Source organism: Pseudomonas sp. F2, from assembly GCF_057174385.1.
Window position 1 is genome coordinate 5,966,115 of sequence record NZ_CM169904.1, and the last position, 23,170, is coordinate 5,989,284.

Below are 23,170 nucleotides of genomic sequence, written 5' to 3' on the forward strand. Positions count from 1 at the left end.
GTGTGGAAGGGTAAAAAAATCGGGTCGAGTGGATAAGTAGCTTGCTAAGGAATATACTTACGTTCATGGTTGTTTGTAAATAGCTTGGCGTCGTACCCACCCTGTTACAAAATGCGTCGCAAGGTTTGAAATTGTAGGCCGGGGAGCCGATTCGTGAGAAATCGGCCCCCTCTTTATTCAGCGGATATTCAGCCATCCCTGAAACATCCTGTTTGAGGTTTTACTGCCATGGTCCGTCGTACCAAAGAGGAAGCTCAGGAAACGCGCAGCCAGATTCTCGAAGCGGCCGAGAAAGCGTTTTATGAAAGGGGCGTGGCCCGCACGACCCTGGCGGATATCGCGACAATGGCCGGCGTTACGCGCGGCGCCATTTATTGGCATTTCAGCAACAAGGCCGATCTGGTGCAGGCGATGCTCGACAGCCTGCATGAACCGCTGGATGAATTGGCCAAGGCCAGCGAGAGCGAGGACGAACTCGATCCGCTGGGGTGCATGCGCAAGCTGTTGATCCATCTGTTCCATCAGGTTGCCCTGGATCCGAAGACCCGTCGCATTAACGAGATTCTGTTTCACAAGTGCGAATTCACCGATGAAATGTGCGATCTGCGCCAGCAGCGCCGCACGGCCAGTCTCGATTGCAATCTGCGCATCGGACTGACCCTGCGTAATGCGGTCAATCGCGGCCAGTTGCCGGAAGATCTCGACACTGCCCGCGCGGCCATCAGCATTCATGCGTATATCGATGGCCTCCTGTATGGATGGCTATTGGCGCCGGACAGCTTTGAGCTGCATGCCGAGGCCGAGCGTTGGGTCGATACAGGATTGGATATGCTGCGCCTGAGCCCCAGCCTGCGCAAATGAAACAAAATGCGTAATTGACGCAGGTTATGTCAATTGGCCTGCTTTTATAGACGCCCGAACCGCGAGTTTAAACGTAGCGAGCTACGGATTTTGTAGGGATTTTGTGTCGTCCCTGTGAACGAATGTTAGCTGCCCCGTACCGGACGCCCAAGAAAAAGCCCCCGGCTCTCACGAGTCGGGGGCTTTTGCGTTTCTGCTGCTTTGGACTGAATAACGTTTACAGCGTCGGGTAGTCGATGTAACCGACCGGGCCCTTGCCGTAGAACAGCTCTGGGCGCGGATCGTTCAGCGGAGCATCGGCCTTCAGGCGTGCCGGCAGGTCCGGGTTGGCAATGAACGGTACGCCGAACGCTACGGCGTCAGCCTTGCCTTCAGCCAGCCACGCATTGGCGCTGTCTTTGGTGAAGCGCTCGTTAGCGATGTACGCACCGCCGAAGGCTTCTTTGAGCTGTGGACCGAGGCTGTCGGCACCTTCTTTCTCGCGGGAGCAGATGAAGGCGATGCCACGTTTGCCCAGCTCGCGAGCGACATAAGTGAAGGTCTCGGCCAGATTGTCGTCGCCCATGTCATGGGAGTCGGCGCGGGGTGCCAGGTGCACGCCGACACGGCCGGCGCCCCAGACGTCGATCGCCGCGTCAGTCACTTCCAGCAGCAGACGCGCACGGTTCTCCAGGGAGCCGCCGTAGTTGTCGGTGCGCTGGTTGGTGCTGCTTTGCAGGAACTGGTCGAGCAGGTAGCCGTTGGCGCCGTGGATTTCCACGCCATCGAAACCGGCGGCTTTGGCGTTCTCGGCGCCGGTACGGTAGGCCTCGACAATCTCGGCGATTTCAGCGGTTTCCAGCGCGCGCGGGGTCGGGTAGTCGGCCAGTGGTCGCACCAGACTGACGTGACCTTTAGGCTGGATGGCGCTCGGCGCGACCGGAGCTTCACCATTGAGGTACGACGGGTGCGAGATGCGGCCGACGTGCCACAGTTGCAGAACGATCTTGCCGCCGGCCGCGTGCACGGCTTTGGTCACGTTGGTCCAGCCGCGCACCTGGTCGTTGGACCAGATGCCCGGGGTGTCCGGGTAGCCAACGCCCATCGGGGTGACCGAGGTGGCTTCGGACAGGATCAGGCCAGCCGACGCGCGTTGTACGTAGTATTCAGCCATCAGCGCGTTCGGCACGCGGCCTTCGTCGGCGCGGCAGCGGGTCAGCGGGGCCATGATGATGCGGTTGGACAGCTCGAGGTCGCCCAGTTTGATCGGATCGAAAATAGTTGCCATGTGTACAACCCTCGTCAGTGAAGTGGTTAATCAGTGGGTAGCAGGGGCCAGGCCGGCATCGCCGTTCTGACGGAAAGTGATCAGGGTCACCAGCAGCGCGAGCACGGCCAGCGCGGCGGCGGCCAGGGGCACGCTGGTCAGGCCGAAACCGTGGGCGATGACGCTGCCGCCGACCCAGGCGCCCAAGGCGTTGCCGATGTTGAAAGCACCGATGTTCAGGGTCGACACCAGGTTCGGGGCCGCCTTGCCGAAGGTCACCACGTTGACTTGCAGCGCCGGAACGGCGGCGAACGAAGCGGTGGCCCAGAGGAACAGGGTGATTTCCGTCGGGATCAGCGCAACGCTGGTCCAGCTCAGCACGGTGGAAACCACCGCCATCGCCACGAACACACCGATCAGAGTGGCGCCGAGACGCTTGTCCGCCAGTTTGCCGCCAATGATGTTGCCCACCGTCAGACCGAGGCCGATCAGCAGCAGGGTCCAGGTCACGCCTTTGGGCGAGACACCGGTGACATCACCGAGCAGCGGCGCGACGTAGGTGAAGAGGGTGAACATCGACGCGGCGAACAGTGCGGTCATGCTCAGCGACAGCCAGATGCCGGCGCCCTTGAGGGCGGCGAGTTCGGCGCGCATGTCGAGTTTTTCTTCGTCACGCTTGGCCGGCAGGAAGCGGATCAGACCGATCAGCGCCACGACGCCAATTACGGTTACCGCCCAGAAGGTCGAACGCCAGCCGGCTTCCTGACCCAGCGCCGTGCCCAGTGGCACGCCGAGCACGTTGGCCAGGGTCAGGCCGGTGAACATCAGTGCCACGGCGGATGCGCGCTTGTTTGGCGCGACCAGCCCGGCAGCTACCACAGAACCGATACCGAAAAACGCACCGTGGCACAGCGCGGTGACGACGCGGGCAAACATCAGCACGTTGTAATCACTGGCGATGGCACACAGCAGGTTACCAACGATGAAAATTCCCATCAGCGCTATCAGTGCGGCCTTGCGCGGCAGTCTGGCGGTGGCCAGCGCCATGAACGGCGCACCGATGGCCACGCCCAGGGCGTAACCGGTCACCAGCCAGCCGGCGCCCGGGATCGACACACCGAGATCGGTCGCCACATCGGGCAGCAGGCCCATGATGACGAACTCAGTGGTGCCGATGGCGAAGGCACTCAAGGCCAGGATGAGTAGCGAGAGGGGCATTTGAATCAATTCCTTGTGGGAGCGCTGAGCTCTTTGACGATGGCGTCGAGGAACGCCTGGATCACGTCCTCGTTGCGTTTGAAAAAGTGCCACTGGCCGGCTTTCTGGCTGCTGATCAGACCTGCACGTTGCAGGGTCGCCAGGTGGGCGGAGACGGTCGACTGCGACAGGCCGCAGCGTTGATCGATCTGCCCGGCACAGATGCCGTACTCGTGGTTGTGAATCTGCTCAGGAAACTGGGCTTTGGGGTCTTTCAGCCAGATGAGGATGTCTCGCCGTACTGGGTGCGCCAGGGCTTTTATTATTTCGTCGAGGTCGAGGTTCATGGCTTTGTGCTCGTGATGTGTAGCGCTATATCGCGATGAGGCGAACTTTAAATCGGTATTTCGCGATATACCAATATGAATTTGATCTGACGACCGCATAAATCGGTATATCGGGTTATAACGATACGTGTGTTGTAACGATGAAAGCGCGCAGTGCTAAGCTGCGCCCATGAACTATCTCGCACATTTACACCTCGGAGGCCAGCTCCCCGAGCAATTACTCGGCAGTCTGTATGGCGATTTCGTCAAAGGACGCCTGCAAGGGCAATTTGCGCCGCAGATTGAAGCGGCGATTCAGCTGCATCGGCGGATTGATGTGTTCACCGATCGCCACCCTGTGGTGGACATCGCCCTCGGACGTTTCACCGCGACCCGGCGGCGCTACGCGGGGATTGTCCTCGATGTGTTTTTCGACCATTGCCTGGCGCGGGACTGGACGCTGTACGCCGATCAGCCGCTGGAGCACTTCACCCGCGACGTGTACCGGGTGCTGTCGAATGAACGGCAATTGCCCGAACGCCTGGCGAAGATCGCACCGCACATGGTTGCCAATGACTGGCTGGGTTCGTATCAGGCGTTCGAAGTGCTGGAGCAGGTGCTGCGCGGGATCTCCCGGCGCCTGACCCGGCCGGAGGAACTGGCGATGGCGATGCAGGAATTGCGGCGGTTGTATGAGCCGCTGAGTGAGGACTTCGCGTTGTTCTACCCGCAATTGCAAGACTTCGCACAATCCTCAACAACACCCTGAGTCCCTGTGGGAGCTGGCTTGCCAGCGATGGCGTCGGCACATTCAATATTCGTGTCGGCTGGTCTACCGCTATCGCTGGCAAGCCAGCTCCCACAGGGGCCGAGGGTGATTTTAGCGGTTGTATTTCAGGCGGCGATGGCCGGGCGCATCGGGGTTTTTTGCTTTTCCGGAATCGCGCCAAACAACGCCTTTTGCACCGCCTGCTGCGCTTCGAACGCCAGTGCCGCACGCTCGCGGCCCTGACAGGCGATCGGCTTGAGCAGATGCACTTCAACATCGGCGCAATCATGGCTGAACAGACGCATCAGGTGCGACAGCAAATCATCGTCACCAATGAACGGCGCCAGCGCGTCGATTTCGCCATTGCGCAGATAACGAATCGCCACCGGTTGCAGCATCACCTCGGAATCGATGGCCGCCGACAGCAGGCGACCATGAAAGGTGCGCAGCGAACGGCCATCGGTGGTGGTGCCTTCCGGGAACATCAGCAGCGGATGCTGCGTCTGCAAATGACGGGTCATCTGTTTGCGGATCAACTGGCTGTCACCCGAGCCGCGACGGATGAACAGGCTGCCGGCCTTGGCCGCCAGCCAGCCAGCCACCGGCCAGGTGCGCACTTCGGCCTTGGACAGAAACGACAGCGGCGTGAGCATGCCCAGCAGTGGAATGTCAGTCCATGACACATGATTGCTGACCCACAGCATTGGCTGCTGTGGCAACTCGCCGTGCACCGTTACGCGAAAGGGCAGGGCATTGCTCAAACGTGCCATGAAGAAACGCGACCAGCGCTGTCGACGTTGCATCGAGTGCGCCAGGCCCAGACGTTCGAATACGCCGAACACGCTGGCCATGGTCAGGCCCAGCGTCACCACCAGCAGCACCCGCGCGATTCGCGCGTACACGCGCAGCCGGCTCATCACACGGCCGCCTTGAAGTGCCTGGCGTAACGCGGGCAGAGTTCGTCGCGTTTGAGCAGGATGAATACGTCGGCGACCTGGAAGTCTTCGTCCCAGCACGGCTCGCCGCAGATCTTCGCGCCCAGGCGCATGTAGGCCTTGAGCAGCGGCGGCATTTCGGCGATCACGTTCGATGGAATGTCCAGCGATGGCAGTGGATTCTTCGGTTCGGCGCGCAGGTGTTCGGTGCACAGGTAGCGTTCGCGCAGACGCTGCATGATCGCGTGGGCCTGCACGCCGCCGTCCTGCATCGGAATGCTCGCGCAACCCATCAGGTAGCTGTAGCCACCCTGATTCAACACTTCGGCCAGTTCCCCCCAAAGCACAGCGATGGTGCCGCCGTTGCGGTAGGCCGGGTCGACACAGGTGCGGCCGATTTCGAGGATCGGTCCTTGCAGATGGGCCAGGCCATGCAGGCTGAATTCTTCTTCGCTGTAGAATTTGCCCAGGCTGCTGGCAGCCGTGTGATCGAGTAAACGAGTGGTGGCGACCAGACGCCCGGTGTTCAGGTCACGCACGCCGATGTGGCTGCAGTGAACATCATAGTCATCCATGTCCAGACCCAGTTCCGCGCCTTTCAGCCTGGCGTTGAATTCGCCGCTGAAGACGCTGAAGCGCAAGGCCTGGGCTTGCTGCAAGGCCTCGGCGCCGATCAGGCGTTCGGCTTGCAGGCGGCGTTCATTGCCGGTGTCGCTGATGCGGGCGATCTGAGTCATTTGAATCTCCGTACGGGCCTTGAACCCGTCGTGGGTTGCAGCCGATCGACTTTCTTTATGCAGCCATGTTGTGCAAAGTCAGGCTATGTAGCCCCGGTGTCATCGCCATGAACGTTTGGTGATGCTTGTATGACAGCCCTCAAGGAGCCTCTTATGCCCTGGCCCAGCCTGCTCGATAGCCCTGAACGCCTGCCCGCCGTGACTGATCTGGCGGAAGGTTTCGCCACTTTGTTGCAGCAAGTGGGCAACGTGACGCCGTTCGAACTGGCGGTGGCCGGAGGGCGGCGCATGGCGACGCCGGGGCTGGCGTTTCTGGTGGGGTATCAGGCGGCGTTGCGCATGCTTTGGCCGAGCGCACCGCCGAGTCTTGGCGCGTTGTGTGCGACCGAACAGCGCAGCCTGCGCCCGGCGGACATGCAGACCCGTCTCAGTGATTTACGCCTGAGCGGGCGCAAGGATTTCGTCACCGCTGGGGATGCCGCCGACTGGCTGCTCGTCGCCGCGCGCAGTGAAGAGCCCGGTGAAACGCCGCGCCTGAGCCTGGCGGTGGTCTATCCCGGCGAGCCCGGCGTGCGTGTGGAAAAACTCCCGGCGCTGCCGCTGATGCCGGACATCAGTCACGGTCGGCTGCACCTGGACGGCGCGTTGTGCGAGTTGCTCGCGGGGGATGGCTGGAATGCTTATGTGAAGCCGTTCCGCACCCTGGAAGATGTCTATGTGTTGAGCGCGATGACCGCGTGGCTGTATGGCGTCGGTCAGGACAGTGGCTGGTCGCAGCCGCTGCTGTTGCGTTTGCTGGCGCTGCTGGCCGGCTGTGCGGAAGCGAGTCGCCAGCCGCCGAACAATCCGGCCGGACATGTGTTGCTGGGTGGGTTGTTTGCGCAGTTTGATGCGCTGAAGAGCGAGATCGATCAGGCGTTGGCCGAGGGCAATCCGGAGTGGGCGCAGATGTGGCAGCGTGATCAGTCGGTGATGCAATTGGCGGCGGGTGCGCGGGCCAAGCGCTTGGCCAAAGCCCTGCACATTCCCCTGTAGGAGCTGCCGCAGGCTGCGATCTTTTGATCTTTAAAAACACAATCAAAAGATCGCAGCCTGTGGCAGCTCCTGCAGTGATCGGGAGATTGTCATTTTTCTGGGCCATGATCTTTGCACCCGTCCGTTGAGATTTTTCCATGATCAAAGGCCTGTCCCTGTTCCTGCTGCTGATCAGCTTCACGGTCCAGGCCGAGCAATGGCCGGATGAACAATGGCCGACGGGCGCAAAAATCAGCGGCGCAGCAGTCGAGGCATTAGACACCTACGCCTTCCCGCCCCGCGACGACGACACCCGCCAGGGCATCCGCACCGACGCCTTGCTGGTCATTCGCGACGGTCAGGTTATCTACGAACGCTATGCCGGTCCGACCCGTGCCGAAACGCCACACCTGACCTGGTCGATCAGCAAGAGTCTGATGGCCACGGTGCTTGGCGTGGCGTATGGCGAAGGCTTGTTCAAACTGGATGATCCCGTTTCAAAATTTTATCCGGCGTTGGAAAAACACCCGGCGATCACCATGGCGGACCTGCTGCACTGGGCTTCCGGTCTGGACTGGCAGGAGGATTACGAATACGCCCCGCTGAAATCCTCGGTGGTGGCGATGCTCTACACCCGTGGGCAGCGCGACATGCCCGCGTTCACTGCCGATCACGACGCTTATGCGCCGCCGGGGCAGGCGTTCCGTTATTCCAGTGGTGACAGCAATCTGCTGGCGGCGGCGCTGAAGAACATGGTCGGCCCCGAGCGTTATCCCGACTATCCGTGGACGGCGCTGTACGAGCCGTTGGGCATCCGCCATGCCGTGTGGGAAACCGATGCCGGCGGCACGTTTGTCGCGTCCTCTTACGCGTATCTCACCGCCCGTGATCTGGCGCGGGTTGGCCTGTTGATGCTGCGCGACGGACGTTGGCGCGACCGGCAATTACTGCCCAAGGACTGGATCGCCTTCAACCGTGAGCCATTTGCCGGCTTCAAGGCGCATCAGGACGAAGCGGTGCCCGGCGGCCAGTGGTGGCTCAATCGCCCGGCGGATGGCGCCGCCGCGCCATGGCCCGCCGCGCCGCCCGACACCTTCGCCGCCCTCGGTCATTGGGGGCAGGCACTGTATGTAATCCCCAGCGAGAAACTGCTGATCGTGCGTTACGCCGATGATCGCGACGGCAGCTACCGCCACAACGAACTGCTCAAGCGCGTGCTCAAGGCGGTGCAGCCATGAAGCTGTTGAAGCGGGTGTTGCTGCTGGCGCTGATCGTGCTGCTCGGCTGGATCTGGCTCGAGCGCGACAATCTGTGGGCGTTCCCCGACATCATCAGTGCGTACACGGCCAAGGAATATTGTTCGTGTCGCTACGTGATGAACAACGAGGCTGAATATTGCCGGGGTTATGTGAAACAGTGGCTGCCGACCAGCGGTTTTACCGATGACAGCGCGAGCAAAACCGTCACCGTCAGTGGCATGGGCCGCAGCAATCGCGCGCAGTGGCTGGGTGAACGGCAAGGTTGCCGCCTCAATCCTCAATTCAATAGATAACCCTGTGGGAGCTGGCTTGCCAGCGATGACGGTGTGTCAGTCAACAGAGAGATAGCCTGTCCCGACGCTATCGCTGGCAAGCCAGCTCCCACAGCAGGTTTCACCAATCGATAGATTTGCGCCGATCAGTTTGCAATAACGGCGTGGGCGGTTAAGGTTCGTGCAGGTTTATCGCCCCCACGAGTATTCAATGTTCAACCGCTCCCTCTATAAAGCCTTCGCCAGTCTGCTGCTGGCCGCCGCCGCGCTGCCGGCGCAGGCCAATTGGTATCTGGATGGCGAGTCGTCGCGGCTGTCGTTCGTCAGCACGAAAAACGCCCACATTTCCGAAGTACAGCGCTTTCTGGTGCTGCACGGCAAGGTCGATCCGGATGGTCGCGCCGAAGTCGAAGTCGAGCTGGATTCGGTCAACAGCGGCATCCCGCTGCGCGACGAGCGCATGCGCAAGGAGCTGTTCCAGATCGAGCAATTCCCCGAAGCGACCATCAGCACCCGGATCGACCTGCGCCCGATCAACGATCTGGCCCCTGGTGCGCAGCTGGAATTGCGTCTGCCGCTGACCGTCAACCTGCACGGCAAGCAACATGAATACCCGGCGCAGTTGCTGGCCACCCGTCTCGATGACCGGCGTTTTCAAGTGGTGACCCTGGAACCGCTGGTGATCAACGCCGAGGATTTCGATCTGGTGCCGGGCCTGGAAACCCTGCGTAACCTCGCTGGCCTGTCGGCCATCAGTCCGTCGGTGCCGGTGGGTGCGGTGCTGATTTTCACGGCGCGCTGACATGCGCGGCGCGGTGTTCCCGTGGCGGGACGGCAACCGCTTCGAACTGTTGATTGACGGCCCGCAATTCTTCCCGCGCATGCTGGTGGAAATTGCCCGCGCCGAAGAACAGGTCGAACTCGAGTTGTATCTGGTGGAGGCGGGCGCCTGCGCCGAAGCCGTGGTGCAGGCGCTGGTGCAGGCCGCCGAGCGCGGGGTGCGGGTGCGCTGCCTGTTCGATGACTACGGCAGTCTCGCGTTTACCCTGCACCTGCGTCAGCGCCTGTTTAAGGCCGGGGTCGAACTGCGTTTTTACAATCGACTGAGCTGGCGGCGTTGGGTGGGCAACTTTTATCGCGATCATCGCAAACTGTTGCTGGTCGATCAGCGTCTGGCGGTGGTCGGCGGCACGGGTGTCACCGATGAGTTCTGGACGCCGGGGCAGGACAGCAGCGAATGGCATGAAGTGATGGTGGAAATCAGCGGTCCGCTGGTGCTCGACTGGCAAGTGCTGTTCGACCGCCAATGGATCGCCAACCGCCATCGCCGGGCCTGGAAACCTTCGGCGCATGTCGGCCTGCCACGCTTGCCCAAGGTTCCGGACATGGGCGAGGGCATGGGCCGCGTGGCCTACGCCGATGCCCGCCAGCATCGCGACATTCTGCAGTCGCTGTTCCGCGCCTTGAACAGCGGACAGAAACGCATTTGGATGGCCACGCCTTACTTCCTGCCGACCTGGAAAATCCGCCGCTCGCTGCGCAAGGCCGCTGCCCGGGGTGTCGACGTCCGATTACTGCTGACCGGGCCGCGCACCGATCACCCGTCGGTACGTTACGCCGGGCATCGCTACTACCCGCGCCTGCTCAAGGCCGGAGTGCAGATCTTCGAGTATCAGCCGTGTTTCCTGCACCTGAAAATGGTCCTGGTGGACGAGTGGGTGAGCATCGGATCGTGCAACTTCGATCACTGGAATCTGCGCTTCAATCTGGAGGCGAATCTGGAGGCACTGGATCCGTCGTTGACGGCAGCGGTGGTGCAGAGTTTCGAGAAGGATTTCGGCCTGAGTCAGCAGGTCAGTCTGGAGGAGTGGCAGCGCCGGCCGCTGTGGCGGCGGGTGAAGCAGCGGATCTGGGGCTGGGTGGATCGGCTGGTGGTCAATATTCTCGATCGCCGCGGCTAGCAGTCACACCCGTAACACTGTGGGAGCTGGCTTGCCAGCGATGGCGGCCTGACAGTCAACTGAGATGTTGAATGTGCTGGCCTCATCGCTGGCAAGCCAGCTCCCACAGGTTTTTGCATAGGGTTTCAGGGATTACAGCAACTCAAAGCTCTGCTGCGTCACATCCTGCGAATCCAGGCCGATCTGCACGTTGAACTTGCCAGGCTCTGCCGCGTACTTGAGCTGGGCGTTGTAGAACTTCAGGTCATCCTCGGTGATGGTGAAGTGCACGACTTTCTGTTCGCCGGCCTTGAGCATGACTTTCTGGAAGTTCTTCAGTTCTTTCACCGGGCGAATCATCGAGCCGGTGACGTCCTGAATGTACAGCTGCACCACGGTTTCGCCGTCACGTTTGCCGGTGTTTTTCAGGGTGACACTGGCGTCGAGCTTGCCGGTGGCGTTCAGCGTGGTTGACGACAGCGCCATGTCGCTCAGGGCGAATTGGGTGTAGCTCAAGCCGTAACCGAACGGGAACAGCGGGCCCGTGGTGTCATCGAAATACTGCGAAGTGTAGTTGCCCGGTTTGCCCGGCGTGAACGGCCGGCCAATGCTCAGGTGGTTGTAGTAGGTCGGGATCTGGCCCACGGAGCGCGGGAAGGTCACCGGCAGTTTGCCCGACGGGTTGTAGTCGCCAAACAGCACGTCGGCGATGGCGTTGCCGCCCTCGGTGCCGCTGAACCAGGTTTCCAGAATCGCATCAGCCGACTGGTTCTCTTCGAGAATGGTCAGCGGACGGCCGTTCATCAGCACCAGTACCAGCGGTTTGCCGGTGGCTTTCAGGGCACGGATCAACTCGCGCTGGTTTTCCGGGATGTTCAGGTCGGTGCGGCTGGAGGACTCGTGGGACATGCCACGGGATTCGCCAACGGCGGCGACGATCACGTCTGCGTCCTTGGCTGCTTTCACCGCTTCGTCGATCAGCACATTGGCCGGGCGCGGGTCATCGACCACTTCCGGGGCGTCGAAGTTGAGGAAGTTCAGGTAGTCGAGGACCTTCTTGTCGCTGGTGATGTTGGCGCCACGGGCGTAGATCAGGTTGGCCTTGTCGCCGATGACATTGCTCATGCCGTCGAACAGGGTCACCGATTGCGCCGGACGACCGGCGGCAGCCCAACTGCCCATCATGTCGATCGGCGCCTTGGCCAATGGACCGACCAGCATGACTTTCGCGTCTTTCTTCAGCGGCAGGGTGTCGTTCTGGTTCTTCAACAGCACCAGGCTGCGTCGCGCCACGTCACGGGCTTCGGCGCGGTGCAGACGGCTTTCGGCGTAGGTGTCGGCCGGATCATCCTCGGCCCTGCCGATACGCAGGTACGGGTCCTTGAACAGGCCCATGTCGTACTTGGCGGCGAGCACTTCGCGCACCGCGTTGTCGATGTCTTTCTGTTCGATCTCGCCGGACTTGAGCAGCCCCGGCAGCTCTTTGCCGTACAGGGTGTCGTTCATGCTCATGTCGATGCCGGCCTTGATCGCCAGCTTCGCCGCTTCACGACCGTCGGCGGCCACGCCGTGCTTGATCAGTTCGAAGATCGCGCCGTGGTCGCTGACGGCCAAGCCCTTGAAGCCCCAGTCCTTGCGCAGCAAGTCGTTCATCAGCCAGGTGTTGGCGGTGGCCGGGATGCCGTTGATCGAGTTCAGCGCGACCATCACGCCACCGGCGCCGGCATCAATCGCGGCGCGGTACGGCGGCAGGTAGTCCTGGTACATCTTCACCGGGCTCATGTCCACGGTGTTGTAGTCACGACCGCCCTCGACCGCGCCATACAGGGCGAAGTGTTTGACGCTGGCCATGATGCTGTCGGCGGCGCTCGGGGTATCGCCCTGATAGGCCTTGACCATCACTTTGGCGATGCGCGAAGTCAGATAGGTGTCTTCACCGAAACCCTCGGAGCTGCGACCCCAGCGCGGATCGCGGGAGATGTCGACCATCGGTGCGAAGGTGATGTCGAGGCTGTCGGCTGCAGCCTCTTTGGCGGCAATACGCCCGGACTGGCCGATGGCGCCCATGTCCCAGCTCGAGGCCAGGGCCAGCGGAATCGGGAAAATCGTACGATGACCGTGGATCACGTCGTACGCAAAAAACATCGGAATCTTCAGGCGGCTGCGCATTGCCGCGTCCTGCATCGGACGGTTTTCCGGGCGGGTGATCGAGTTGAACGTACCGCCGATATTGCCGGCGGCGATCTCTTTGCGGATCAGTTCGCGAGGCATTTCCGGGCCGATGCTGATCAGGCGCAACTGGCCGATCTTTTCATCGAGGGTCATTTGCTTCATCAGGTTGCTGATGAACGCGTCCTTGTTTTCCAGGGGTACCGGGGTCGTGGCGGCCAATACTTGATGACTGGCCAGGCTGACGAACAGGCCCAGCAAACACAGCTTCTTCATGAATATTTTTCTCGAGGGCCCAAACGGCAATGCAATGCCGGCCAGCCAAAAGTTAGGGAGCGACTATTGTTGTTCGGGTGCAGGCTCAAAATGACCGAGCCAAAAACGCCCGCCGACCGTCGGCAGCGTTTGCGCAGGGCCTCTTTTTAGCCCATCGGCCCGTTGCAATCCAGTGGCGCGGCCGATTATGCCCCAACCGCCGATGCAGAAGGTTTCACGGTCGGTTTTTTATGAAATACGCCAGGGAGCATCACTTTGATGAATGTCAGTCCAACCTACCGCTCGCGTCTGCAGGTCGCCACGTTGCTGGTGCTTGCCACCTTGTTGACCGCGTGCGGCATCAACAATATCCCGACCCTCGACGAACAGGCGAAAGCCGCCTGGGGCCAGGTCCAGAACCAGTATCAGCGCCGTGCCGACCTGATCCCCAATCTGGTGGAAACCGTCCGTGGCTACGCCAAGCATGAAGAAGCGACCCTGACTGCCGTGGTCGAGGCGCGGGCCAAGGCGACGTCGATCCAGGTCGATGCCAGCACCCTCGACAATCCGGAAAAACTCAAGCAGTTCCAGGAGGCCCAGGATCAGTTGAGCGGTGCCCTGAGTCGGCTGATGGTTGTGTCCGAGCGTTATCCGGACCTGAAAGCCAACCAGAACTTCCTCGCCTTGCAGTCGCAGCTCGAAGGTACGGAAAACCGGATTGCCGTGGCGCGGCGCGATTTCATTCTGGCGGTGCAGAAGTACAACACCGAGATCCGCACGTTTCCCGGGCGCCTCTGGCACAGCGTGATGTACAGCGATCTGCCGATTCGCGAAACCTTCGAAGCCACCACCCCCGGCGCGGAAAAGGCCCCGGAAGTGAAGTTCTGACCCGAGGTTATTCATGCGTGTGTTGAAGATAGGCCTGGTGCTGATGCTGTGGCTGTTCGCCGTCAGCGCCCGGGCCGAGTTGACGTTCCCGGCGCTGAGCGGGCGAGTGGTGGACGAGGCGCAGATGCTCGAGCCCGCGGTGCGCGCCCAGTTGAGCCAGCAGTTGCAGGCGCATGAACAGGCGACCGGCGAGCAACTGGTGGTGGTCACGGTGCCTGATCTGCAGGGCACCACCATCGAGGATTACGGCGTGCAATTGGGCCGGCACTGGGGCATCGGCCAGAAGGACAAGAACAACGGCGCGCTGCTGATCGTCGCCCGGGACGAGCGCAAGCTGCGCATCGAAGTCGGTTACGGGCTGGAAGATCGACTGACCGATGCACAGAGTTCGGTGATCATTCATCAAGTGATCACTCCCGCGTTCAAGGCCGGCAATTTCAGCAAGGGCATCAGCGACGGCGTCGCGGCGATGCTGGTGGTGCTCGGCGGCAATCCGCTGGACGAGCCGTCGACGGTGTACGAGTCGAGCGGTGATCCGCAAAACGATTTCGTCTCGCGGCATCCGTTGTTGTTCGTTTTTCTGGTGGTGTTGTTCATCCTGACGGTGTTTGTCTGCCAGATGCTCGGTATCCTTCCCGCCGGCCGTGGCGGCTCCGGTGGCGGCGGTTTCGGTGGGGGTGGATTTGGCGGCGGCGGTGGCGGCGGGGGCTTCAGCGGCGGCGGGGGCAGTTTTGGCGGCGGCGGATCGTCCGGCGGCTGGTGAACACACAACAATAATGATCAGGCACTTTTCGACATGGCATTACTGACCGAACACGAACAACGCAAAGTCGCCGAGGCGATCGCCCGGGTCGAGCGCGACACCGACGCCGAACTGGTAACGGTGCTGGCGGCGCGCGCCGATGACTACGCATACATCCCGCTGCTGTGGGCCAGCCTGCTGGCGCTGCTGGTGCCGGGCATCGTTCATTACCTGACTGGCTGGCTGACCATGCGCAGCCTGTTGCTGGTGCAATGGGGGCTGTTTATCGTCCTGTGCCTGCTGTTTCGTCTGCCGAAAGTCACCACCCACCTGATCCCGCGCCGTGTGCGGCACTGGCGCGCGTCGAATCTGGCGCGGCGACAGTTTCTCGAACAGAACCTGCACCACACCGTCGGCAGCACGGGGATGCTGATCTTTGTCTGTGAGGCCGAACGTTACGTGGAGATTCTGGTGGACGAAGGGATTTCCCGGCGGCTGGACAACAAGAGCTGGGACGCGATTGTTGCCGCGTTCACCGAGCAGGTGCGGCAGGGGCGCACGCTTGAGGGGTTCATCACCTGCATCGAGGCCTGCGGTGAATTGCTCAAGGTGCATGTGCCGGTGACGCAGGTGAGGAATGAATTGCCCAATCGGTTGATTGTGTTGGGCTGAAACTGGGCGCAGTCCTCCCCTGTGGCGAGGGAGCTTGCTCCCGCTGGGGCGCGAAGCGGCCCTGAACCCGGTAAACGCGGTTTGTCTGGAGTAAGTAATCGCCTGTTTTAACGACTGCTGCGCAGCCGAGCGGGAGCAAGCTCCCTCGCCACAAAAGACCCAATGCAATAGGTTCTGGTGCCGTTGGGTAAATAAGAACGTGTCCCCAAGCACCGTCCACCCTAAAATACCCGCCATTCCCGATTTCGCCCGTCCGAGGCCGCTTTTCCATGTCCGTTACCGCTCCCTCCCTCAAGCCCGCGCCCGACCATCACGCCCAGTTCATCGAGCTGCTGCAAACCAGCCTCGAACAGAACGGCTTCATCAAACTGGTGCTGGCCAAATACGTGGGCGAAGAGGCGGAGCTGCAGCGGATCATCATCAAAGCGGTGACGGTCAAGGCGCAGCCCAACCTGTCCTTCGTTTATCGCTACAAGACCCGCGACATCACCAAGAACCTGCCGCTGAGCGAAGGCGTGGCGGTGATTGCCGAGCTGTTGCCGGCGGCGTTCAAGAATGCGCATTTGCTGACTGTGACCGACGAAGCGCAGCTCGAATACAGCAAAAAGGGCAAGCCTTCGCTGTTCAAGAGCAAACCTCAACAATTGCGAGAAGCGCCGTCCGCCGAGCACAACCGCGAGAAAAACCGTTTTCTGGACTTGAGCCGACCGTTCCTCAAGGACCTGGGCGTGACCAACGCGCAGCATGAGCTGATCCCGGCGATGTCGCGCAAGTGGAAGCAGATCAACAAGTTCATCGAAGTCTTCAGCCACGCGCTGACCTCGTCACCGCTGGCGCTGGACAAACCGGTGCGGGTCGCGGATTTCGGTTCGGGCAAGGGCTACCTGACGTTCGCGATTCACGATTACCTGCGCAACACGCTGAAGGCCGAGGGTGAAGTCACCGGCGTCGAGCTGCGCGAGGAGATGGTCAACCTGTGCAACGCCGCCGCAGCGAAACTGGAACACCCGGGCCTGGTGTTCAAGTGCGGTGACGTGCGCAGCGTGGCGCCGAGCGAACTGGACGTGATGATTGCCTTGCATGCGTGCGACATCGCCACCGACTACGCGATCCACACCGGTATCCGCTCCGGCGCGTCGATCATCATGTGTTCGCCATGCTGCCACAAACAGATCCGCCTGCAGATCCAGAGCCCGGCACTGCTCAAGCCGATGCTGCAATACGGCCTGCACCTGGGCCAACAGGCGGAAATGGTCACTGACAGCCTGCGTGCGCTGTTCCTCGAAGCCTGTGGTTACGAGACCAAAGTGTTCGAGTTCATCTCACTGGAACATACCAACAAGAACAAGATGATTCTCGCGGTGAAGCGCGCCGAGCCGGTGGACCCGGCCCAGCTGCTGGTGAAGATTCAGGAACTCAAGGACTTCTACAACATCAGCGAGCACTGTCTGGAAACCCTGCTGCGCGCCGACGGCTTCCTCTGATCCTGTGGGAGCGAGCTCGCTCGCGAAAGCGGACTGACAGTCAACGATGATGTCGACTGTTAGGGCCCCTTCGCGAGCAAGCTCGCTCCCACATGGGGTTTGATGGCGGTCTTGCGCCCGAGCATCACCGTCGCGATGACCCCGCAGGCAAACAGCCAGGTAATCGGTTCCACATGTTCCCCAAAGAACAACGCCGAAAACGCGATGGTGAAGAAAATCTGCAGCAACTGGATCTGACTGACCCGCGCAATCCCGCCCATCGCCAACCCGGCGTACCAGGCGAAGAAGCCGAGAAACTGCGAGAACAGCGCCACGTAGCCGAACGCCCACCAGGTCTTGGCTGACACCGCGCCATGATGCTGCAGCGCCAGGTACAACACCGGGCCGATCAGCAGCGGCGTCGACAGCACCAGCGCCCAGCAGATAACCTGCCAGCCGCCCATTTCCTTGGCCAACCGGCCACCCTCGGCATAGCCCAGGCCACCCACGGCAATCGCGCCGAGCATCAACAAGTCGCCGGCCTGAATGCTGCCGGCCCCGGTGTACAACGCGTAACCGAGCACCAGCGCACTGCCCAGCGCGGCGCAGGCCCAGAAGGCTTTCGACGGGCGTTCATGGGACAGCCACGCCGCATACAGCGCCACACACAGCGGTTGCAAACCGTTGACCAGCGCACCGTGGGACGCCGGCAAGGTTTGCATGGCCCACGCCGACAGCACCGGGAAGCCGAGAATCACCCCGGCGATCACCAGGCTCAGGCCTTTGACCTGCTGCCAGCTCGGCCACTTCTCGCGTCGCCAGAGCAACAGCGCCGCCGCCGGAATCGCCGCGAACAGTGCCCGGCCCAAGCCATTGAGCAGCGGATGCAGTTCCTGCACCACGATCCGGGTGAAGGGCAGGGTCAGGCTGAAAATCACAACCCCGAGCAGGCCGAGGGCCATGCCGGTGTTTTCGCGCGAGGACATAGGAACACCGAAATCGAAGGTGGCAGAGAACGACCTTCATCAAGCCATAAACCGTGGACTTCTGGCTGTTACAGCTAGGCAAAGACTTATCCGTACAGTTCGAGATTGCCATCGCTGGCAAGCCAGCTCCCACAGTGATGGTGTTGAGCGCCAAATCGGTGATCGCCTCAGAACCTGTGGGAGCTGGCTTGCCAGCGATGAAGTCAACTCGGTAGTAGCCGGTTGTTACCCGCCCGAACGGATAAGGTCTACCTTGAAGACTCCTGCAAGCCCATTCCCAGAGGAGTCCTCCCCATGGCCGCGAAAAAAATCCTGTTGCTGGTCGGCGATTACGTCGAAGACTACGAAGTGATGGTGCCGTTCCAGGCCCTGCAGATGGTCGGCCACACCGTGCACGCCGTGTGCCCGGACAAGGCCGCCGGCAAGACCGTGCGCACCGCGATCCATGACTTCGAAGGCGATCAGACCTACAGCGAGAAACCCGGGCACCTGTTCGCCCTCAACTTCGACTTCGCGAAGGTCGCCGAGGCCGATTACGACGCGCTGCTGATCCCCGGTGGCCGTGCGCCGGAATACCTGCGCCTGAACGATAAAGTCCTGGAACTGGTGCGCGCCTTCGACAAGGCCGGCAAGCCGATTGCCGCGGTCTGCCACGGCGCGCAATTGCTGGCAGCGGCTGGGGTTCTCGAAGGTCGCGAATGCAGCGCTTATCCGGCCTGCGCCCCGGAAGTGCGACTGGCTGGCGGCACGTTCATCGATATCCCGGTGACCGACGGCCACGTTCAAGGCAATCTGGCCACGGCACCGGCCTGGCCGGCGCATCCGAACTGGCTGGCCGGTTTCCTTGGCCTGCTCGGCACCCAAATCACCCTGTAACGAGGATTCGCCGATGTGCGAGCTCTACGTCAAGGCCGACCCGATTCTCTATGAATCCCGCTCGCGCTCACTGCGCATCTGCGGCGTGGTGACAACGCTGCGCCTGGAAAATCAGTTCTGGGACATCCTCAGCGAAATCGCCGAAGTCGATGGCATGACCACCAACCAGTTGATCGCCAAGCTGTATGAAGAGGTGATGGATTATCGCGGCGAGGTGGTGAACTTTGCTTCGTTTCTGCGGGTGAGTTGTACGCGCTATCTGAGTCAGCGGCGAGGGACGGAGCCGCAGTTGTCGGTGGTGCGAGCAGTGGTGAAACAGTCCTGACCGAGTTGACCCCATCGCGGGCAAGCCCGCTCCCACGGGTTTCTCTGGTGCTCACAAATTTTGTGATCGCTGACGAACTCGGTGGGAGCGGGCTTGCCCGCGATGGGGCCGGTACAGGCGACAGAAGTGTTGGGCTGGTCTTTACTCTGAAGCGCGAAACCCCTCAACCGCCAAGGAGAATCGAGCATGTCCGGATGGTACGAAGTGAGCAAAAGCAGCAACGGCCAGTTCAGGTTTGTGTTGAAGGCCGCTAACGCTGAAACCATTCTCACCAGCGAGCTCTACACCACCCGCAGCGCTGCTGAAAATGGCATTGCAGCGGTGCAGGCCAACAGCCCGCTGGATGAACGCTACGAGAAAAAGACCACCAAGGATGGTCATCCTTACTTCAACCTCAAGGCTGCCAACCACCAGATCATCGGCAGCAGCGAGTCCTACTCCAACGACGCCGCGTGTGCCAAAGGCATCGCCAGCGTCAAGGCCAACGGGCCGAGCAAAGTGATCAAGGACAAGACCTTGCCGGTACTCTGAATTCCCTCTCAAATTTCACACAGCTCCTGTGGGAGCGGGCTTGCCCGCGATGAGGGCCTATATTCAGCATTGATGTTGACTGATACACCGCTATCGCTGGCAAGCCAGCTCCCACAGGTAATTGTGTGTGAGATCAACGCAGGGTCTTGAGGATTGCTTTTAGCTGAGCTTGCCCAGCTTCGCTCAACGGAAACACCGGCAACCGCGGATCACCGACCTCCAGCCCCGTCTCGCGCAATCCAGCCTTGATCGTCGCCGGCAAACCGCCCTTGAGGATGAAATCCAGCAGCGGCAACTGGCGATAGAACAGCTCGCGTGCGCGCTCCAGATCACCGGCCAGCGCAGCCGCATACAGATCCAGGTTCAGCTGCGGGATCAGGTTCGGCGCGGCGGTGCACCAGCCTTTGGCCCCGGCGGCAAACGCCTCCAGCGCCAATGGGTTGCAGCCGTTGTAGAACGGCACCTGGCCTTCACTGAGCAATTGCAGCTTGTGCATGCGCTGAATGTCGCCAGTGCTCTCCTTGACCATGGTCACGTTTTCCACGCCATTGACGATGCGCAGAATCAGCTCGACCGACATGTCGGTGCCGCTGGTGGCCGGGTTGTTGTAGAGCATGATCGGCACGCCGATGCTGTCGCCGATGGCGCGGTAGTGGGCAAGGATTTCCGCTTCGCTGAGTTTCCAATAGGAGGCCGGCAGCACCATCACCACGTCAGCGCCGTGGGCTTCGGCAAAGCGTGCGCGGCGCACGGCTTTGGCGGTGGTCAGGTCGGACACGCTGACGATGGTTGGCACCCGTTTGGCGACGTGCTGGATGCTGAACTCGGCGACTTGATCCCATTCGGCGTCGCTCAGATAGGCGCCTTCGCCGGTGCTGCCCAGCGGGGCGATGGCGTGGACGCCGCTGTCGATCAGGCGATCGATGGATTGGCCGAGGGCCGGCAGATCGAGGCCTTCGCCGTTGGCGCTGAACGGGGTGATGGTGTAGCCGATGATGCCGTGAATATTGGACATGATGAGTCTCCGGGAAAAGCTGAAATCAGTTCAGGCAATCGGCGTGTTGGCGCAGGTTCTGCCGAGCGTAGTAATTGAAAGCGGCGGCGTGGCGCTTGGGTTTCGACACCCAGTCGTGGGCTTCGCGCCCCAGCGCCGGAATGATCGGCTTGATCGTACCGGCGGCCATTGCCAGCAGCTGCAGTTTGGCGGCGCGCTCGATCAGTTGGGCGATGACACAGGCCTCTTCGATCGTGCTGCCGGTCGACAGCTGGCCGTGGTGCGATAGCAGAATGGCGCGCTTGTCGCCCAGCGCACCGGCGATCAGTTCGCCTTCTTCGTTACCCACCGGCACCCCCGGCCAGCCTTCGAGAAACGCGCAGTCGTCGTACAGCGGGCACAGGTCCATGTGGGAGATTTCCAACGGCACTTCGAGCATCGACAACGCGGCAATGTGCGTCGGGTGGGTGTGGATGATGCAGTTCACGTCCGGCCGGGCGCGGTAGACCCAGCTGTGGAAACGGTTGGCCGGGTTGGCCATGCCGTGACCTTCGAGCACTTCCAGGTCTTCGTTGACCAGCAGCAGATTGCTCGCGGTGATTTCATCGAAACCCAAGCCCAGTTGCTGAGTGTAATAGGTTCCCGGTTGTGGGCCGCGAGCGGTGATTTGTCCGGCCAGACCGGAGTCGTGACCGCTCTCGAACAGGATCCGGCAGGTCAGCGCCAGCTTTTGCCGGTCAGTCCACGTATTATCCGCCAGGCTTTTTTGCATTTGGGTCAGCGCTTGCTTGACCAGTTGCTCTTTGGGTAGTGCTAATGTCTTGGCCATGTCTGTGTCCTTTGGGTGATTGCAAATGACACGAAAGAGCCTATATGACACAAAGTGTCATAAGCAAGCATGAATCGTCGCTTCCTTGATGGAATAACCGCTGCGCATGTCTATCCGTTTGAAATTGTTGAGAAAAAAACTTGGGGTAACGCTTGAGGCACTGGCCGAAAAATCCGGCATGACCAAGAGTTATCTGTCGAAAGTCGAACGCGGGTTGAACACTCCGTCGATTGCGGCCGCGCTGAAATTGGCGAAGGCGCTGAACGTTAAGGTCGAGGAACTGTTCTCCGAAGACAACGTCAGCCTCGACAGCTACAGCCTGGTGCGCAGCCACGAACGCCAGTCACTGGCGGCCAACGATCAGAGCCCGGGGTACGCGGTGCTGGCGCATCAGGTGAGCGAACGCAACCTGCTGCCATTCATCATCTACCCGCCGAGCGAATTCACCGACAAGACCTTCAAGGAGCATTTGGGCGAGGAGTTTCTGTTCGTCCACGAAGGGCAGGTGGAAGTGGATTTCATGAACGAGCGGGTGCTGCTGGAACGCGGCGATGCGCTGCATTTCAACGCGCAGAAGCCGCACCGGATCAGGTCGGTGGGCGAGGTGCAGGCGCAGTTGCTGGTGGTGGTGCACAGCAGCGAAGAATGAGGTGCCCCCAAAAGCTTCGCGAGCAAGCTCGCTCCCACAGTAGTTCGCGTTCCAATGTGGGAGCGAGCTTGCTCGCGAAGGCGTCAGTCCGGTTACATCAAACCTCGACCGGCACTGAAAGCTTCGGATTGCCCAACGCATGCGTCTTCGCATCAAAGAACCGCAACGCAACGCTGGTCCCTTCGAACACCTTCGCGTAATGGCGCTTCTGATGCTGAATGAACGCCGCACTGCGCGGATAGATCGAGATCGCCACGCTCGCCGGTTTCGCCAGGCGCAGCGCCCGCACGATGTGCGCATCCTGCTCGCCCAAGGCATGACCGAAGATGCACAGGTTATCCGCGTGCCCCAATAACTGTTCATAACAGAACGACAGATAATCCGAACTGCGGATGGTCTTGAGCTTGTCCGCGCTCGGCCCTTCGGTGACGAACAGCGGCACGTCGTCCAGCGTCTTGATCGTGTTGTTGATCGCAAAACTGCCGAGCAGGGTGCCCTCGGTCGAGGTCAGTTTGCGCGCGGTGCCGTCCTGATTGCGCACCAGGTGCAGACCGCCGTGCAGGTACAGCAGACGCGGTTTGGCGCTGGTGCTGTCGCTCAGATCAAAACTGGCGTCGGGGCCGTTGAACAGGTCGTCGATGACCTCGCTGCGGTGCTGGATCGCCCAGTAGTTGAGCAGATCGTAATTGGTGGTGAACACCGTGTGATAACGCGCCAGCTCTTGGTTGAGCGTGGCCAGGGTCGAGGCCTGCACCAGCCGCCACGGAATGTGTACGGCGTGCACGGTATTGATCAGTGCTTCCTTGATCGCGTAATAGCGATTGCGCGGTGCCGCCGAGCTGACGGCCAGCGCCTTGTTGACCCGACTGGTGGTTTTCAGTGCACCGAGCACCTGCTCGAAGCTGCGCGTCTGCATCGCATCGAACACGCTCAGCTCCGACGGGCTCAGCGGTTTCTCTTCCACCGTGCGCGCGTTTTCGAACAGCGAGTCGTAGCCAAAGTCGTCCCACACCGCGCGGCTGGCGCCGTTGCCCACCAGCAGACCGCTGAAGTCAGTGGTGGCACGCAGGGCGCTCCAGTCTTCGAGGGTGGCGTCGACATCCAGAAAATCGGTCATTGCGTGGGCAGTCTCAAAACAAAGGGCGGATGGACGGCGACTTTATCACGAGCGGGCGTTGAGCCAGATCAACATCGGCCGTGACCGATCAGTCGATCCTGTGCACATCCGCCGGATC

General features: G+C 61.1%; 25 protein-coding genes. 15 read left to right on the plus strand and 10 right to left on the minus strand.

Annotation, left to right across the window (positions count from 1 at the left end; genetic code table 11):
• Window positions 1-228: 228 nt before the first annotated feature.
• Window positions 229-861: an efflux system transcriptional repressor EmhR gene (gene emhR / locus AC193Q_RS26920; RefSeq protein ID WP_008080104.1), complete on the plus strand. Its 633-nt coding sequence runs from the start codon at window positions 229-231 to the stop codon at window positions 859-861.
• A gap of 217 nt (window positions 862-1,078) precedes the next feature.
• Here emhR and AC193Q_RS26925 read toward each other — a convergent pair whose 3' ends face one another.
• From AC193Q_RS26925 to AC193Q_RS26935, 3 genes are read right to left on the minus strand one after another with little or no spacing between them, the layout of a single operon-like run.
• Entirely contained in the window at window positions 1,079-2,128 is a 1,050-nt protein-coding gene (locus AC193Q_RS26925; RefSeq protein ID WP_047292174.1) for an alkene reductase, read from the minus strand.
• A 30-nt stretch (window positions 2,129-2,158) separates the two neighbouring features.
• Window positions 2,159-3,325, minus strand: coding sequence for an MFS transporter (locus AC193Q_RS26930; protein WP_047292176.1), 1,167 nt, complete (start codon window positions 3,323-3,325; stop codon window positions 2,159-2,161).
• A 5-nt stretch (window positions 3,326-3,330) separates the two neighbouring features.
• Window positions 3,331-3,651 (minus strand): ArsR/SmtB family transcription factor, encoded by a 321-nt coding sequence (locus tag AC193Q_RS26935; RefSeq protein WP_003222436.1) that lies wholly within the window; start codon window positions 3,649-3,651, stop codon window positions 3,331-3,333.
• A 169-nt stretch (window positions 3,652-3,820) separates the two neighbouring features.
• Between AC193Q_RS26935 and AC193Q_RS26940 the strand changes: the two genes are divergently transcribed.
• Complete coding sequence (locus tag AC193Q_RS26940) at window positions 3,821-4,399, plus strand: ACP phosphodiesterase (protein ID WP_121184146.1); 579 nt, start codon at window positions 3,821-3,823, stop codon at window positions 4,397-4,399.
• Window positions 4,400-4,524: 125 nt separating this feature from the next.
• Here the strand turns inward: AC193Q_RS26940 and AC193Q_RS26945 are convergent, their stop codons facing one another.
• Window positions 4,525-5,316 (minus strand): lysophospholipid acyltransferase family protein, encoded by a 792-nt coding sequence (locus AC193Q_RS26945; protein WP_121184148.1) that lies wholly within the window; start codon window positions 5,314-5,316, stop codon window positions 4,525-4,527.
• On the minus strand, window positions 5,316-6,071 hold the full coding sequence (olsB, locus tag AC193Q_RS26950) for an L-ornithine N(alpha)-acyltransferase (protein WP_121184150.1): 756 nt from the start codon (window positions 6,069-6,071) through the stop codon (window positions 5,316-5,318). The genes AC193Q_RS26945 and olsB overlap by 1 nt, the downstream gene beginning before the upstream one ends.
• 153 nt (window positions 6,072-6,224) lie before the next feature.
• Between olsB and AC193Q_RS26955 the strand changes: the two genes are divergently transcribed.
• The 5 genes from AC193Q_RS26955 (at window position 6,225) to AC193Q_RS26975 (ending at window position 10,577) form a co-directional block, all read left to right on the plus strand.
• Window positions 6,225-7,106 carry an acyl-CoA dehydrogenase middle domain-containing protein gene (locus AC193Q_RS26955; protein ID WP_095667324.1) on the plus strand — a complete coding sequence of 294 codons (882 nt, stop codon included), beginning with the start codon at window positions 6,225-6,227 and terminating at the stop codon, window positions 7,104-7,106.
• Window positions 7,107-7,243: 137 nt separating this feature from the next.
• Window positions 7,244-8,323, plus strand: a complete 1,080-nt coding sequence (locus AC193Q_RS26960) for a serine hydrolase domain-containing protein (RefSeq protein ID WP_121184152.1) — start codon at window positions 7,244-7,246, stop codon at window positions 8,321-8,323.
• Window positions 8,320-8,637, plus strand: a complete 318-nt coding sequence (locus tag AC193Q_RS26965; RefSeq protein ID WP_047292189.1) for a hypothetical protein — start codon at window positions 8,320-8,322, stop codon at window positions 8,635-8,637. The genes AC193Q_RS26960 and AC193Q_RS26965 overlap by 4 nt, the downstream gene beginning before the upstream one ends.
• 190 nt (window positions 8,638-8,827) lie before the next feature.
• Window positions 8,828-9,418 carry a YceI family protein gene (locus tag AC193Q_RS26970; RefSeq protein WP_047292191.1) on the plus strand — a complete coding sequence of 197 codons (591 nt, stop codon included), beginning with the start codon at window positions 8,828-8,830 and terminating at the stop codon, window positions 9,416-9,418.
• A gap of 1 nt (window position 9,419) precedes the next feature.
• Window positions 9,420-10,577, plus strand: a complete 1,158-nt coding sequence (locus tag AC193Q_RS26975; RefSeq protein ID WP_476285332.1) for a phospholipase D-like domain-containing protein — start codon at window positions 9,420-9,422, stop codon at window positions 10,575-10,577.
• A gap of 132 nt (window positions 10,578-10,709) precedes the next feature.
• Here the strand turns inward: AC193Q_RS26975 and bglX are convergent, their stop codons facing one another.
• Entirely contained in the window at window positions 10,710-13,001 is a 2,292-nt protein-coding gene (gene bglX / locus AC193Q_RS26980) for a beta-glucosidase BglX (RefSeq protein WP_476285334.1), read from the minus strand.
• 258 nt (window positions 13,002-13,259) lie between these two features.
• On the opposite strand from bglX, the gene AC193Q_RS26985 reads away from it, so the two are divergent.
• The 4 genes from AC193Q_RS26985 to AC193Q_RS27000 all read left to right on the plus strand — a co-directional run bounded on the left by AC193Q_RS26985 (window position 13,260) and on the right by AC193Q_RS27000 (window position 16,766).
• Entirely contained in the window at window positions 13,260-13,868 is a 609-nt protein-coding gene (locus AC193Q_RS26985) for a LemA family protein (protein WP_095667320.1), read from the plus strand.
• Window positions 13,869-13,881: 13 nt separating this feature from the next.
• Window positions 13,882-14,631 carry a TPM domain-containing protein gene (locus tag AC193Q_RS26990; RefSeq protein ID WP_047292197.1) on the plus strand — a complete coding sequence of 250 codons (750 nt, stop codon included), beginning with the start codon at window positions 13,882-13,884 and terminating at the stop codon, window positions 14,629-14,631.
• 33 nt (window positions 14,632-14,664) lie between these two features.
• Window positions 14,665-15,282 carry a TPM domain-containing protein gene (locus AC193Q_RS26995; protein WP_095667319.1) on the plus strand — a complete coding sequence of 206 codons (618 nt, stop codon included), beginning with the start codon at window positions 14,665-14,667 and terminating at the stop codon, window positions 15,280-15,282.
• Window positions 15,283-15,551: 269 nt separating this feature from the next.
• On the plus strand, window positions 15,552-16,766 hold the full coding sequence (locus AC193Q_RS27000; protein WP_483879015.1) for a class I SAM-dependent methyltransferase: 1,215 nt from the start codon (window positions 15,552-15,554) through the stop codon (window positions 16,764-16,766).
• 59 nt (window positions 16,767-16,825) lie between these two features.
• Here AC193Q_RS27000 and AC193Q_RS27005 read toward each other — a convergent pair whose 3' ends face one another.
• Window positions 16,826-17,731, minus strand: coding sequence for a DMT family transporter (locus tag AC193Q_RS27005; RefSeq protein WP_239778877.1), 906 nt, complete (start codon window positions 17,729-17,731; stop codon window positions 16,826-16,828).
• Window positions 17,732-18,025: 294 nt separating this feature from the next.
• On the opposite strand from AC193Q_RS27005, the gene AC193Q_RS27010 reads away from it, so the two are divergent.
• The 3 genes from AC193Q_RS27010 (at window position 18,026) to AC193Q_RS27020 (ending at window position 19,463) form a co-directional block, all read left to right on the plus strand.
• A complete protein-coding gene (locus tag AC193Q_RS27010) occupies window positions 18,026-18,607 on the plus strand; it encodes a DJ-1/PfpI family protein (RefSeq protein ID WP_182403013.1) in 582 nt (193 codons plus the stop codon).
• A 13-nt stretch (window positions 18,608-18,620) separates the two neighbouring features.
• Entirely contained in the window at window positions 18,621-18,932 is a 312-nt protein-coding gene (locus AC193Q_RS27015; RefSeq protein ID WP_047292209.1) for a ribbon-helix-helix domain-containing protein, read from the plus strand.
• A gap of 186 nt (window positions 18,933-19,118) precedes the next feature.
• A complete protein-coding gene (locus AC193Q_RS27020; RefSeq protein WP_182403015.1) occupies window positions 19,119-19,463 on the plus strand; it encodes a YegP family protein in 345 nt (114 codons plus the stop codon).
• 133 nt (window positions 19,464-19,596) lie between these two features.
• Here AC193Q_RS27020 and AC193Q_RS27025 read toward each other — a convergent pair whose 3' ends face one another.
• Both AC193Q_RS27025 and AC193Q_RS27030 read right to left on the minus strand, forming a co-directional pair.
• Window positions 19,597-20,481: a dihydrodipicolinate synthase family protein gene (locus AC193Q_RS27025; protein WP_483879651.1), complete on the minus strand. Its 885-nt coding sequence runs from the start codon at window positions 20,479-20,481 to the stop codon at window positions 19,597-19,599.
• A 22-nt stretch (window positions 20,482-20,503) separates the two neighbouring features.
• Window positions 20,504-21,286: an aldolase gene (locus tag AC193Q_RS27030; RefSeq protein ID WP_095667313.1), complete on the minus strand. Its 783-nt coding sequence runs from the start codon at window positions 21,284-21,286 to the stop codon at window positions 20,504-20,506.
• 106 nt (window positions 21,287-21,392) lie between these two features.
• On the opposite strand from AC193Q_RS27030, the gene AC193Q_RS27035 reads away from it, so the two are divergent.
• Window positions 21,393-21,935, plus strand: a complete 543-nt coding sequence (locus tag AC193Q_RS27035) for a helix-turn-helix domain-containing protein (RefSeq protein ID WP_003222480.1) — start codon at window positions 21,393-21,395, stop codon at window positions 21,933-21,935.
• A 97-nt stretch (window positions 21,936-22,032) separates the two neighbouring features.
• On the opposite strand, the gene AC193Q_RS27040 is transcribed toward AC193Q_RS27035, so the two are convergent.
• Entirely contained in the window at window positions 22,033-23,052 is a 1,020-nt protein-coding gene (locus tag AC193Q_RS27040) for a DUF4917 family protein (RefSeq protein ID WP_047292218.1), read from the minus strand.
• Between the last annotated feature and the right edge of the window lie 118 nt (window positions 23,053-23,170).